This window comes from Brachybacterium sacelli (genome assembly GCF_017876545.1).
Taxonomy (GTDB): domain Bacteria; phylum Actinomycetota; class Actinomycetes; order Actinomycetales; family Dermabacteraceae; genus Brachybacterium; species Brachybacterium sacelli.
Genome location: NZ_JAGIOD010000001.1, coordinates 1,245,724 through 1,259,100 on the forward strand (window position 1 = coordinate 1,245,724; position 13,377 = coordinate 1,259,100).

The 13,377-nt window shown below is 71.0% G+C and carries 10 protein-coding genes; 7 read left to right on the forward strand and 3 right to left on the reverse strand.

Annotation, left to right across the window (positions count from 1 at the left end):
* Nucleotides 1-82 precede the first annotated feature (82 nt).
* From JOF43_RS05470 to JOF43_RS05485, 4 genes are read left to right on the forward strand one after another with little or no spacing between them, the layout of a single operon-like run.
* A complete protein-coding gene (locus JOF43_RS05470) occupies nucleotides 83-1,099 on the forward strand; it encodes a methionine ABC transporter ATP-binding protein (RefSeq protein ID WP_209900090.1) in 1,017 nt (338 codons plus the stop codon).
* Nucleotides 1,099-1,791, forward strand: coding sequence for a methionine ABC transporter permease (locus tag JOF43_RS05475; RefSeq protein WP_209900091.1), 693 nt, complete (start codon nucleotides 1,099-1,101; stop codon nucleotides 1,789-1,791). Before JOF43_RS05470 ends, JOF43_RS05475 begins: the two co-directional genes overlap by 1 nt.
* Nucleotides 1,792-1,822: 31 nt before the next feature.
* Nucleotides 1,823-2,668, forward strand: coding sequence for a MetQ/NlpA family ABC transporter substrate-binding protein (locus tag JOF43_RS05480; RefSeq protein WP_209900093.1), 846 nt, complete (start codon nucleotides 1,823-1,825; stop codon nucleotides 2,666-2,668).
* A gap of 13 nt (nucleotides 2,669-2,681) precedes the next feature.
* Nucleotides 2,682-3,470, forward strand: coding sequence for an SDR family NAD(P)-dependent oxidoreductase (locus tag JOF43_RS05485; protein ID WP_209900095.1), 789 nt, complete (start codon nucleotides 2,682-2,684; stop codon nucleotides 3,468-3,470).
* Here JOF43_RS05485 and JOF43_RS05490 read toward each other — a convergent pair.
* A complete protein-coding gene (locus tag JOF43_RS05490) occupies nucleotides 3,463-5,577 on the reverse strand; it encodes a S9 family peptidase (RefSeq protein ID WP_209900096.1) in 2,115 nt (704 codons plus the stop codon). The two genes, JOF43_RS05485 and JOF43_RS05490, sit on opposite strands and share 8 nt — an antisense overlap.
* A 74-nt stretch (nucleotides 5,578-5,651) precedes the next feature.
* On the reverse strand, nucleotides 5,652-7,838 hold the full coding sequence (locus JOF43_RS05495) for a prolyl oligopeptidase family serine peptidase (protein WP_245354024.1): 2,187 nt from the start codon (nucleotides 7,836-7,838) through the stop codon (nucleotides 5,652-5,654).
* A gap of 566 nt (nucleotides 7,839-8,404) precedes the next feature.
* On the opposite strand from JOF43_RS05495, the gene JOF43_RS05500 reads away from it, so the two are divergent.
* On the forward strand, nucleotides 8,405-9,394 hold the full coding sequence (locus JOF43_RS05500; protein WP_245354279.1) for a helix-turn-helix domain-containing protein: 990 nt from the start codon (nucleotides 8,405-8,407) through the stop codon (nucleotides 9,392-9,394).
* Here the strand turns inward: JOF43_RS05500 and JOF43_RS05505 are convergent.
* Nucleotides 9,352-10,452: an ROK family transcriptional regulator gene (locus JOF43_RS05505; RefSeq protein WP_209900100.1), complete on the reverse strand. Its 1,101-nt coding sequence runs from the start codon at nucleotides 10,450-10,452 to the stop codon at nucleotides 9,352-9,354. The genes JOF43_RS05500 and JOF43_RS05505 overlap by 43 nt on opposite strands.
* Before the next feature lie 197 nt (nucleotides 10,453-10,649).
* Here JOF43_RS05505 and JOF43_RS05510 point away from each other — a divergent pair, with 197 nt between their 5' ends.
* Both JOF43_RS05510 and JOF43_RS05515 read left to right on the forward strand, forming a co-directional pair.
* Nucleotides 10,650-12,347 carry an ABC transporter substrate-binding protein gene (locus JOF43_RS05510; RefSeq protein ID WP_209900102.1) on the forward strand — a complete coding sequence of 566 codons (1,698 nt, stop codon included), beginning with the start codon at nucleotides 10,650-10,652 and terminating at the stop codon, nucleotides 12,345-12,347.
* A 34-nt stretch (nucleotides 12,348-12,381) separates the two neighbouring features.
* A complete protein-coding gene (locus JOF43_RS05515; protein WP_209900104.1) occupies nucleotides 12,382-13,368 on the forward strand; it encodes an ABC transporter permease in 987 nt (328 codons plus the stop codon).
* Nucleotides 13,369-13,377 lie beyond the last annotated feature (9 nt).

The window sequence follows — 13,377 nt, forward strand, 5'->3', positions numbered from 1 at the left end:
GGGCGTCCCGATCCTGTGACGTTTGTTTCTCCCGATGAACAACTGCTCCGGCAGAGGCCGATCGGGGTGTTTGACTTCCGGGGTGATCACTCTCGATGGCCTCACGAAGGTCTTTCCCGCACCCGGCGGGGGAGACCCCGTCGTCGCGCTCGACGGGATCGATCTCCACCTCGACGCCGGCCGGGTCCACGGCATCGTCGGCCGCTCCGGCGCCGGCAAGTCCACCCTCATCCGCTGCCTGACCGGTCTGGAGAAGCCCACCTCGGGCCGGGTCGAGGTCGACGGCACGGATGTGGCCGCGCTCGAGGGCACCGCCCTGCGCGCCGCCCGCCGCAACATCGGCATGGTGTTCCAGCACGCGAACCTGCTGGACTCCCGCACCGCCGCCCAGAACATCGCCCATCCGCTCGAGATCGCCGGGGTGCCCCGTGCCCGGCGTCAGCAGCGGGTCGCGGAGCTGGTGGACCTCGTGGGCCTGACCGGCCGCGAGCACAACCATCCCGCTCAGCTCTCCGGGGGCCAGATCCAGCGCGTCGGCATCGCCCGCGGCCTGGCTGCCGAGCCCAAGGTGCTGCTGTGCGACGAGCCCACCAGTGCTCTCGACGGCTCCACCACGCGCCAGATCCTGACGCTGATCAGCGATCTGCGCGAGCGGCTCGGCATCACCGTCGTGATCATCACGCACGAGATGGCCGTGGTGCGCGAGGTCTGCGACACCGTGACGCTGCTGGAGGAGGGCCGCGTCTCCCAGAGCGGCGACCTGCTCGAGGTCACGGCCGATCCGCACGGCCCGCTCGCCGGCGAGCTGATCCCGCTGCCTCCCGCTCCGACCGGCATCGACGCCCTCCTGGTGAACTGCGACTACGGGGAGACCGGCCGTTTCCGCACCAGTGAGGACCTGGTGCACCTGGCCGCGCAGCACGGCGCCCGCGCCAGCATCGTCGCCGGGATCATCGAGACCATCAGCGGCCGGCAGGTGGGCCGGGTCCAGCTGGCCCTGCGCAACTATTCCGGCGAGCCCATCAGCAGAGAGGGCCTGGACGCCTTCCTGCGCGAGCTCGACGCCGAGGGCGTCGTGGCCAAGGAGGTGACCGCCTGATGGAGTGGCTCCAGAACCCGGTGTTCACGACCTGGGACTCCAATACCAGCCTGTGGTCCAACGCCCTCATCACGCTCTACATGACAGCAGGCACGATGCTCTTCGCGACCGTCGTGGGCCTGCCGGTGGGTGTGCTCCTGTTCGAGACGGAGAAGTCCCACGGCGCCCTCGCCCGCTGGGTCAACCGCGTCGTCGGCTTCGTGGTGAACGTGGGGCGCTCCTTCCCGTTCATCATCCTCATCATCGCCCTGATCCCCGTCACCCGTTTCATGGTGGGACGCGTGACCGGGCCGAACGCGGCGATGTTCGCGCTCACGATCTCGGCGATCCCCTTCCTCGCCCGGCTGATCGAGATCAACCTGCGGGAGATCTCCGCGGGCAAGATCGAGGCCACCCAGATGATGGGCGCCAGCCGCTGGCAGGTGATCCGACAGGTGCTCCTGCCGGAGGCGCTGCCGGGCATCATCGGCTCGCTGACCACCACCACGATCGCCGTGGTCGGCTACACCGCCATGGCGGGGGTGGTCGGCGGCAAGGGCCTCGGCGACCTCGCCACCCGGATGGGCTACCAGAGCTACGACAACGTCGTGATGGTCGCGACCGTGGTGCTGCTGATCGTCATCGTCATCGCCATCCAGGGCCTCGGCTCCTTCGCCGCGAAGGCCGTCGACCACCGCGCTCGGCAGTCCTGACACCTCGCCCCTCTGCACCCAGGAGATCCTCATGACCGCATTCCCCCGTCGTACCCTGTTCGCCGTCTCCGGCGCCGGCCTCGGCGCCCTCGCCCTGGCCGCCTGCGGCGCGGGCGGGCCCGAGGGCCCCGAGGAGGTCGATGGCGTCACCACGATCGAGGTGGGCGCCTCCCCCGCCCCGCACGCGGAGATCCTCCAGTTCGTGCAGGACAATCTCGCCGCCGATGCCGGCCTCGAGCTGTCGATGACCCCGTACCAGGACTACCAGATCCCCAATCAGGCGCTGAACGACGGCGACCTCGACGCGAACTTCTACCAGACCCCGAACTTCCTGGAGTCCCAGGAGGAGGAGAAGGGGTACGACTTCCATGCCTTCGAGGGCGTGCACGTCGAGCCGATGGGTCTGTACTCCGAGTCGATCACCAGCCTCGACGAGCTCGCGGACGGTGACGAGATCGCGATCGCGAGCGATCCCGCCAACCGCGGCCGGGGCCTGAGCCTGCTCAGCGACAACGGCGTGATCACCCTCGCCGAGGGCGTGGACCCGGTCGAGGCGGCCACCTCGGACATCGAGGACAACCCCAAGAACCTGGAGTTCACCGAGCTCGAGGCCGCGCAGATCCCGCGCACCCTCTCCGATTTCGCCGCCGGCGTCGTCAACGGCAACTACGCCCTCGAGGCCGGGCTGAAGCCCGCCGAGGAGGCCATCGTGCTCGAGAAGGGCGAGGACAGCCCCTACTCGAACATGCTGGTGTGCCGCGAGGCCGACAAGGACAACCCCGGCATCGTGAAGCTCGACGAGCTGCTGCACAGCGACGAGGTCAGGACCTTCATCGAGGAGACCTACACCGACGGCGCCGCCATCCCGGCGTTCTGAGTAGCCTGGGGCGATGTCGCACCTCGAGGATCCCGCCCGCCCGCTCACCGGCCGTCGCGCCCTCATCACGGGGGCCAGCCGCGGGATCGGGGCCGACATCGCCCGGGCCTATGCCGCGTCCGGCGCCGACCTGGTGCTGACCGCCCGCGACGCCACGGCGCTCGAAGGCCCCGCCCGGCGGCTCGCCGAGGAGCACGGGGTGCGTGCCGCCGTACTGGCGGCGGATCTTGCCGATCCCGAGGTGCCCGACCGCCTCTGGCAGCAGGCTTCTGACGTGCTGGACGGGCCCGAGAGGCTCGACGTGCTGGTCAACAACGCCGGGATCTCCCATCCGGAGAGCATCCAGGAGCTGCGCACCGACCACTTCGACGAGACCCTGCAGATCAACCTGCGGGCCCCGTCCCTGCTGGCCGCCCGCGCGGGCGCAGCCATGGCGGATTCGGGCGGCGGGGCGATCGTCACGATCGCCTCCGCCGCCGCGCTGCGCCCCCTGCCTGAGCACTACGCCTACTCCGTCGCCAAGGCCGGCCTGGTGATGGCCACGCGCACCCTCGCCCTCGAGCTGGGACCGCACGGGGTGCGCGCCAACTCGATCTGCCCCACCGTCGTCCTCACCGACATGGGGCGGACGGTCTGGGGCGATCAGCCGGCCAAGGCCGCCCCGATGCTGGCGCGCATCCCGCAGGACCGCTTCGCCCAGCCCCACGAGGTCTCCGACGTCGCGGTCTGGCTCGCCTCCGGGGCCGCCTCGATGGTCAACGGCGTGGACGTCCCGGTCGACGGGGGCTACCTGGTCAGCTGAGCAGCTGCGTCGCCCCGATCTGGTCCAGCAGCCAGGCGAGCTCGTCGGCCCGCTGCTCCCACTTGCGGTACCGGCCGGAGCGCCCGCCGTGCCCGGCGACCATCTCGCAGCGGAACACGATCGGCCGCCGGTCCTGGTCGGAGGTGACCGTCTCGCGCAGGCGGGCGATCCACTTCGCGGGCTCGACGAAGAACACGCGGGTGTCGTTCAGCGAGGTCGCGGCGAAGATCGCCGGATACTCCACGGCGCGCACGTTCTCGTACGGGGTGTACTCCTTCATGTACTCGTACACCGCGGGATCGTGCAGCGGGTCGCCCCACTCCTCCCACTCCCCGATGGTCAACGGGAGGGAGGGGTCCAGGATCGTGGTCAGCGTGTCGACGAAGGGCACTCCCGCGAGGATCGCCCGGAACCGCCCGGGGGCGAGGTTCGCGACGGCTCCCATCAGCAGTCCGCCCGCGCTGCGGCCCTCCGCGGCCAGACGGCCCGGGTCCACCCGCCCGGTCTCCGTCAGATGCGTCGCAGCGGCCACGAAGTCGCTGAAGGAGTTCTTCTTCGTCAGCAGCTTCCCGTGCTCGTACCAGTCGCGCCCCATCTCGCCGCCGCCGCGCACGTGCGCGATCGCGATCACCACGCCACGGTCCAGCAGCGACAGCCGGGTGGGGACGAAGGAGGGGTCGATCGAGACCTCGTAGGAGCCGTAGCCGTAGAGGTAGCCCGGCGCGGTGCCGTCGGTCTCGACGTCCCGCCGCGCCACGAGGGACAGCGGGATCGCCGTGCCGTCGTCGGCGGTGGCCCATTCGCGCCGCTCCACGTAGCGGGACGGGTCGTAGCGCGGCACCGGCGTGACCTTGAGGATCGAGGTCTCACCGCTGGTGACGTCCCGTTCGGCGACGGTGTCGAGGGTGAGCAGGCTGGTCAGGTGGTAGCGCACGGTGGTGCGGTCCCAGCCGGGGTTGGCGTCGAGCTCCACGGTGTCCAGCTCCCCGCCGTGGTCGAGGTCAGTGGCCTGCTCGGTCAGCAGCGACCCGTCCGCAGCGCGTGGGATGATCCGCACGCTCGCCAGTCCCGCGCTGCGCAGCTCGAGCGCCACGAAGCCGGCGAAGGCCTCGACCGCGAGCAGTCGCTCCCCCTCGTCCGCGACGAGGAGGTCCGTCCAGGTCGACGGGTCCTCGAGGCTCGCCTGGGCGAGGGCGAATCCTCTCGTGCCGTCGTTGTGGACCAGGAGCAGCCGGTCCCCGGCGTGCTCGAGCGTGTAGTCCACGCCCTCGCGGCGGCCGCCGGCGGGCACCGGGGCCGACGTCGGATCCGCCAGGTCCAGCGTCCAGGCCTCGGTGGTCGTGGTGGACCCGGCCTGGATCACCAGCGTGGAGCCGTCACGGGAGCGATCGAAGCCGATCATGAACCGCTCGTCGGCCTCCTCGAGCACGAGCTCGTCCGTCCCGGCGGGGGTGCCGATCCGGTGGCGCCAGATCTGGTGCTGGCGCCAGGCGTCGTCGACCCGGGCGTAGAACAGCCACCGCTGATCGGTGGAGAAGGCGATCCCGTAGCCGGCGCCGGTGACCGATTCGTCGAGGATCTTCCCCGAGGCCAGGTGTTTGATCCGGATCGTGAACCGCTCGTCGCCCGCGGTGTCGACCGCGTAGGCCAGCAGGTCGTGGTCGGGGGAGGGAGCCAGGCCGCCCAGGGAGTAGAACTCGGAGCCGGCGGCCTCGGCCTGCGCATCCAGCAGCACCTGCTCGCCCTCGAGCAGCTCGCCCGGCTCCACCCGGGGCAGGGACCCGGTGTCGCGGACGCGGGTGAAGGCGGGGTAGTCGTCGCCGGCAGTCGTGCGGGAGATGTACCACCAGTCGTCCCGCCGCACGGGCACGCTGAGGTCGGTCTCCTGCGTGTGGCCCACGAACTCCTCGACCAGCCTCCTGCGCAGGTCCGCGAGATGCGCCGTGCGCGCATCGGCATAGGCGTTCTCCGCCTCCAGGTGCGCGATCACCTCGGGATCCGACGTGTCCCGCATCCATTCGTAGGGGTCGACGACGGTGTCGCCGTGGAAGGTGCGCTCGCGGGGGCGACGGGGCGGGACGGGGGCGGTGGTGGTCTGCTCGGTCATGATTCGAGCGTAGCGGCGCGCGGGGGGCCGCACGGGAGGCGACGACGTCGTCGGCGCCGCCTCCCGTGGGCCGGTCAGGCCCGGATCCCGGGCACGTCGAGTTGGTCGAGCAGCCACGCCAGCGCCTCGGCGTGCACCTCGACGGCCTCGCCCCGCAGGGTCGGCAGGCAGCGGAGCAGGACGGGACGCTCGGCCGGATCGGAGGTGACCCGGTCGCGCAGCCGGGCCACCCAGACGGCCGCCTCGGCGGGTGGGACGTCCGCCCCCTCGAGCGCGGTCCAGGCGAACACGGCGGGGTACTCGGTGGCCGGGACGTTCTCCGCGGGGCTGTATCCGCGCAGGCGGCGGTAGACGGCCTCGTCCTCGACGGGATCGCCCCACTCCATCCACTCCTCGAGCGTGAGCATCACCTCGGGGTCCAGGAGCGTCGCCAGCGGATCCACCAGCGGGGTGCCGGCGACGATCGCGCGGAAGGCGGCGGGGGACCGGTTCGCGCTCGCGGCCACCAGCAGGCCACCGGCACCGACGCCGGAGGCTCCGAGCCGACCCTCGGCCACCCAGCCGGTGGCGCTGAGGTGCTCGGCGCAGGAGACGAAGTCGTCGAAGGACGCGCACTTCTCGAGCTGCCGGCCGGCCAGGTGCCAGTCCTCGCCCATCTCCCCACCGCCGCGCACGTGCGCGATCGCGACCACGAGACCGCGATCGGCCAGGGCCAGGGCGCCCGGGTCCAGGGCCGGGTCGAGGGAGGTCCCGAACGCCCCGCTGCCGTACAGCAGGCCGGGGGCAGGGCCGTCGGTGAGCACCTCGCGTCGCGCGAGCAGGGAGATCGGCACCTGGGTCCCGTCGGCCGAGGTGGCCCAGAGACGCCGTTCGAGGTACCGGCTCGCGTCGAAGCCCGGGACCGTGGCCTGGTGCAGCACGGTGACCTCCCCCGTGGCGACGTCGGCCTCGGCGAGGGTGGCCGGGGTCAGCAGGCTGTCCAGCCGGTAGCGCACCGTGCTCTGGGACCAGGAGGGGTTGGCGTCCAGGCGCACCGCGTCGAGCTGCCCGCCATGGCCGAGCTCCCGCACGTCGAGGGTGTCGAAGCTGCCGTCGGCCCGTCGGCGCATGATCCGCACCCCGGGCAGGCCCTCCGCGCGCACCTGGAGGGCGGCGAACCCCGCGAAGGCCTCGACGGCCTCGAACTGCTCCCCGTCGCGGGCGGTGAGCAGGGTCCGCGGGGCGGGGGAGCCGCCCGACCCCGGCACGGAGGCGACTCCGAGCACGTCGCGGCCGCTCTCGTCCTGGTCGATCACGAGGAGCCGGTCGCCGGCGTGCTCGAGGATCGGGTGCGCGCCGTCGCGGCGGCCCGTGAGGCTGTGGAGGGGGCCGGTCGGGGCCGCCAGGTCCAGCAGCCAGGTCTCGGTGGTCGCGAGGGACTGCGAGCGGACCATCAGGCTCGAGCCGTCCCGGGACCGGCCGATCTCCAGGACGGCCCAGGGGTCGGTCTCCTCCAGCAGCACCTCGTCCGATTCCCACGCGGTGCCGATCCGATGGCGCCGGACCTGGTGGCTGCGGCCGATGTCGTCGAGGTGCGTGTACAGCAGCCACTGCGCGTCGCGGGACAGGACGAGGTCCGCCCCGGCCTCACGGACTGCACGATCGATGACGTCACCACTGGTCAGATCGGTGACGATGACATGGCAGCCGCCGGTGGAGAGCTCGGCTCGGGCGAGGACGTCCTGCGCGGTGCTGAGTGCGAACCCGGGGACGCGGCGGCGGCTCGCCAGGAGCAGCTCCTCGTGCTCGAGGGGCTCGCCGAGCGGGACGACAGGGGTTCCGTCGGCGCCGATCCGGACGTGCTCCACGGCGATCCGCGACAGGGACAGGTCCGCGCCGTGCTCGTCCTGGAGCGGTCGGTCGAGGTACCACCAGGAGCCGGACCGCACCGGGACCTCGTACTCCAGGTCGGTGCGCGGCGCCGCGAGGGCCCCGGCGAGCTCCGAGATCTGCGGGCCGAGGTGGGCGAGGCGTGCATCGGTGTACGCGTTCTCGGCCTCGAGGTGGGCGGCCACGTCGGGGGACCTCCGTGCGCGCAGCCAGTCGTGATCGGTGACGACGGTGTCGCCGTGCACGGTGCGCGGCTGCGGTTCCCGGTCGGGTCGCGGGGGGCGGTCCTGCGAGGCGATGATGCTCGCGAGTGCTTCCTGAGTCATGGTTCCGGCTTTCACGTCGGCGAGGGACCCGACGTCGCGCAGGGCGAGGAGGTCGGGGTCCGTCAAGGGCAGGGTGGGGAACGGCTGTGCTGCAGGTACGGGGTGGCGTCTCGTGCGAGGCGGGCCGTCAGTGGTGATCGGTCATGCGCCCCTCGCCGGCGGCGGCGCTCAGCCGGTCCCCGGCGGAGCGTGGGCCCGGTCCCTGCGGTGCGTACGTGCGGTCCTGCTCATCGCCCCCACCTCCGTGCGCCGACTCGATCGTTTGACGTCCCCGATATCGTGCGAACAGTCGGAGGGCGATCCCTCAGCGCCCCGTGCCCGGTGGCGCGGGATCGTCCGCGCAGACGAGGGGAGGGTGTCGTGAGCGGGGTGGCCGGAACCCTCCGCGGTGCTTCGCTGCATCGCCATGCGGATCGGACCTCCCTGTTCCGTGCGACGTCCCCGATATCGAGGGGGCTGCGGCGACTCCCCGATCCGGGGGAGTCGCAGATGCCCGGTGAATGTCGAGGACAGTACCCTGGGCTTTTTACAGGTATGTCGAAAATAGTGAACGCTGGACGGCGTGACGTGAGGCGACACCACCGGTGCACCCCCGGGAGCCGGCGGGTTTCGATGCCGGCGGGTGGAAGGTGATGCAGGTGGACGGCGACGAGCCCTTCGCGCGCTCCCTGCGGGGCTCGATCGAGCGCAGCGGCCTCTCGCTCACACAGATCTCCCAGCGGCTGCGGGCCCGCAGCCGCCCGGTGAGCGTCGCGACTCTCAGCAACTGGCAGTCCGGCCGCAGCCTGCCCGGCAGCGGGCCCTCCCTGGGGGTGGTCGCGGCACTGGAGGATCTGCTGGGGAAGACCCCGGACTCCCTCGTGGATCTCGTCGGTGCGCCCCGCCTGCAGGGGCGGGGCGTGCCGCGCACGCGGTTCATCGGGCACCGCTCGAGCAAGGAGGTGTTCCGTGACGCGCTGCTCGAGCTGGGGTTCGAGTCCCCCGAGCGGTACGCCCATGAACGGGTCTTCCAGCAGCTCGCGATCATCGACTCCGGCACGGAGGTCCAGCAGTTCATCTCGCGGGTCACCGTGCGGGCGCTCGAATCGGGGACCTGCCGGCTGCCCGCGGTCCATGTGCTGGAGCCCTCGGAACCCAATGTCGCTCCGCGCTACATCCCCCTCGAGGGGTGCACGGTGGGCCGGCAGGTCTCCTGGCCCGAGCGTCGCGCGTACGGCGTCGAGCTGCTGATCGATGGCCGGCTGGACGCCGGGCAGGTGGCGACCTTCGCCTATCGCGTGGAGATGCAGGCGGCGGCGACCGACATGGACGGCACCTTCTACTCGCTGGCACGGCGCGCGCACGACGTGCTGCTCGAGGCCGAATTCCGTGGGCCGCTGCGACCGCTGCGCTGCGAGCGGTACCGGCGCACCGATGCGGCCGAGTCGGTCACGCCGGTGCGGCTGGATCACCGGGACCGGATCCAGCTGGCCGAGTCCCGGTTCGGACCGGGATCCGTCGGGCTGCGCTGGGTCTGGCACGAGGACGACGACGGGGTCGACGGTGACGGAGCAGAGGAGCGCGACGGGGCCGATGCGGTCTACGGGGCCGACGGGGGGACCTTCGAGACCGACGACGCGTGAGGCCCACCGGTGTCCAGGAAGGCCTGCAGCGCCAGGACCGCGGCGCCGATCGCGCAGGGATGGGGCTGGACCTGGGAGACGACCACACGGGTGGCGCCGTCGTCCCCGAAGTGCTCGTGGGCGGCGGCCAGGTAGATCGCCGGGGCGGCCTGGACCGGGGTGCCGGCCAGCACCATGGTGTCCAGTCCCACGGCGATCGCGAGGTTCGCGGCGACGCGGGTGAGCGGCAGGGCGGCGGCCAGGACGTCGGCCTGGGCGGTCTCGGAGCCCTGGGTCGCGGCCAGGGCGGTGCGGGACAGCTCGTCCACCCCGCAGGGGGCGGTGTAGAGGTGCAGGCAGCCGCGCCGTCCGCAGGTGCAGCGCGGCCCGTCGGGATCGACTCGGAGGTGATCCAGCGCCTGGCCGTTGTCGGGGCGGAAGGGGACGCCGTCCAGCAGCAGGGCGAAGGTCGTCGTCGACCCCAGATGCAGGGTCCCCGACAGTCCCGACCCGGTCTGCTCGCCGCTCCAGAAGCTGCCCAGCGCGGCGCAGGTCCCCTCCCGGCCGCGGGTCGCGCGCACGTCGAGCTCGGCGGTGAGCGCGTGGAGCGCCTGGTCGACGTCCTCGGGCAGGTTCGCCGGCTGGGCGAAGCCGATGCCGGTCATGGCGCCCAGCTCGTCCTCCGGGATCAGCGCGGCCAACCCCTCACGGACGCCCTCGGAGACCTCGAACGGATCTGCGACATCGGCCAGGGGCAGCACCACTCGTGACTGCAGCGCGCCGGTCGTGTCCACGGCGACCATCGAGAGCCGGTCGTGGTCGATCGTGCACCCCAGCGCCCGTCGGGCCGCGTCGTTCACGCGCAGCAGCGTGGCCGGCTTGCCACCGGTGGAGCGGGCGTGCCCGCTCTCCCACAGCAGCCCGGCCGCCAGCAGGCGCTTGACGGAGTTGGTGACGGTGGCGGCGGTGACGTCCAGCTCGCGCGCGATCTCGACCCGGGTGCTCTCGGTGCGGCGCCTCACGAGCTCGAGGACGGCGGTGTCCATGGTCGGGGGCCGGCCGCGGCCGTTGCTGCTCATCCCTCACCCTCCCTGCGGTGGATCGTGACCATTCCGGGACCTGCCCGGCCGGGGGATCCCTCTTGACGGAGGCTGACGCCGTTTGCAGACTGAGGTTACTTCATTAACCCAGTGAAGAAAGAGAGGGCGGCTTCCGCGGGTGACTGATCCCTCAGGACGAGCCACCGGCACGCGATGACGCGTGGACTAGGAGAGCAATGATGCACCTGAAGCGCCGTGACCTGTACAAACTCACCGCCGTGGGGGCGGCGCCGCTGGCCCTGGCCTCCTGCGGGCAGGCGTCCAACCTCGAAAGCGGCGGCAGCGACAGCGGCGAGGAGAAGCCGATCCTCACCGTCAACGCGACCGAGGCGACGCTCACCCGGAACCTCAACCCGCACTCTCCGTCCGTGATCCCGTTCGTGCAGGGGTCGATCTACGAGTCGCTCTTCTACTTCAACCCGCTCCAGCCCATCGACCAGGAGCCGCTCCCGCAGCTGGGGGAGAGCTACGAGTGGAACGAGGACGGCACCGCCCTCACCGTCACCGTGCGCCAGGGCGTCACCTGGACCGACGGTGAGCCCTTCACCGCGGGCGACGTCGCCTTCACTTTCACCCGGATCAGCGAGACCGAGGCGCTGAACGCCGGCGGCACCGCTCCGACAGCCGAGGCGACCGACGACACCACCGTCGTCATCACGTACGCCGAGCCCTCGTTCACCGAGGGCCCGAACGCCCTGGCCCGCACCTGGATCATCCCCGAGCACCTGTTCACCGACGTGGACGACCTGGCCACCCACCCCAACGAGGATCCCGTCGGCACCGGGGCCTTCCAGCTGAAGGACTTCAGCCCGGAGTCCTACCTGCTGGTGGCGAACGAGACCTACTGGGACGAGGGCAAGCCCTCGATCGGCGGCCTCCGGGCGATCACCACCTCCGGCAACCAGTCCGCGACCGACCAATGGCTGGCCGGGAACATCGACTACATGTCCGCGGCGATCCCGAGTCTCGAGGAGCACGTCACGGCCAACCCGGACCTCGCGTACACCAACACCGGGATCTCGCAGATGGCGCTGATGGCCGCGTCGAACCCCGACCTGGGATGCGAGGGCCCGCAGACCGATGTCGCCGTGCGCAAGGCCCTCTACTACGGGATGGACCGCGAGCAGCTGTCCAAGCTGGCGTTCTTCGAGCTGGGCAGCGACATCTCCCCGTCCTTCGCCCTGCCCGAGCGCGACGCCGAGTTCATCGATCCGGCGATCGACGTCGCGCCCTGGAACGCCCGACCCGACGAGGCGACGAAGATCCTCGAGGGCGCGGGCTACGAGCTCGGAGAGGACGGCGTGTACGCCAAGGACGGCGAGCGGCTCTCGATGACCGTCTCCTGCCCCACGGGCTGGTCCGACTTCGTGACAGCGCTGGACACCCTCGCCCAGCAGTACACGGAGATCGGCATCGAGCTGATCCCCCAGCAGGTCAGCGTCAACGAGTGGAACGACTCCAAGGCCAAGGGCACGTACCAGCTGGTCATCGACTCGGTGGGACAGGGCCCCGCCCCCGATCCGTACTACGCCTACGACACCCACTTCTCCACCAAGAACACCGTGCCCGTCGGGGAGAACGGCAACCCGTATGAGAACGTCACCCGCTTCTCGGATCCCGAGGTCGACGCCGCGCTGGACGCCGCCTCCGCGACCGACGACCCGGAGGCGAAGAAGGAGCAGTACCTCCTGATCCAGCAGAAGCTGGTGGAGGTGATGCCGGCGATCCCGGTGCTGATCGGGTCGAGCCTGACGGAGTACAACACCTCCCGGGCCACCGGCTGGCCGACGGAGGAGGACATGTACGCCTACCCGATGTCCTGGTCCGCGCCGGACAACTCCATCGTCCTCAAGACCGTCACACCCGTCCAGTGAGCTCGAGGGAGGACGACGAGAGGAGCCGCTGACCGTGCACATCCTGCGCAAACTCGGGTTCTACCTGGTGGCCCTGTGGGCCGCCGTGACCCTGAACTTCTTCATCCCTCGGCTGCTGCCGGGCAGCCCGGTGGACGCCGTGCTGGCCAAGCTCGCGCTGCGCGGCCCGGTCGATCCGGGCACCCGGCGATCGATCGAGATCATGCTGGGAGCCGACGACGAGAAGCCGCTGCTCCAGGAGTACTTCGCCTACCTCGGCGGGTTGTTCTCGGGTGACCTCGGTGTCTCCGTCACCTACTTCCCGACCCCGGTCACCGAGATCATCGCCAATGCCCTGCCGTGGACGCTGGTGCTGGTGGGCCTGGCCACCACGATCACCTTCGTCCTCGGCATGGCGCTGGGCACCTTCGCCGGGTGGAAGCGCGGGACATGGCTTGACTCACTCATCCCCGCCACCACGATCCTGCAGGCCGTGCCCTACTTCTGGCTCGCGCTGCTGTTCATCTACGTGCTGTCGGTGAACCTCGACCTCTTCCCGATCGCAGGTGGCTACGACGCCTCCCTGGTGCGCCCCGCGTTGGACTACCCGTTCCTGTCCAACGCCGTCTACTACGGCTTCCTGCCGGCGCTGACGATCGTGCTGTCCTCGCTCGGCGGCTGGCTGCTGGGCATGCGCAACATGATGGTCTCCACCCTCAGCGAGGACTACATCGTCACCGCCGAGGCGAAAGGGCTGAGCCCGCGCCGGATCATGGTCATGTACGCGGCGCGCAACGCGATGCTCCCCAGCGTCTCCGGGTTCGCGATCTCCCTCGGGTTCGTGGTCTCCGGCTCCATCGTCGTCGAGACGGTGTTCTCGTATCCCGGCATCGGTTTCACGATGCTCCAGGCGGTCAACAACAACGACTACTCGCTCATGCAGGGCCTGTTCCTGATCATCACCGTCTCGGTGCTGGCCGCGAACCTCGTGGTGGACCTGCTGTACGGCATCATCGACCCCCGCACCCGGGCGCGGGGCTGAGGAGCTGAC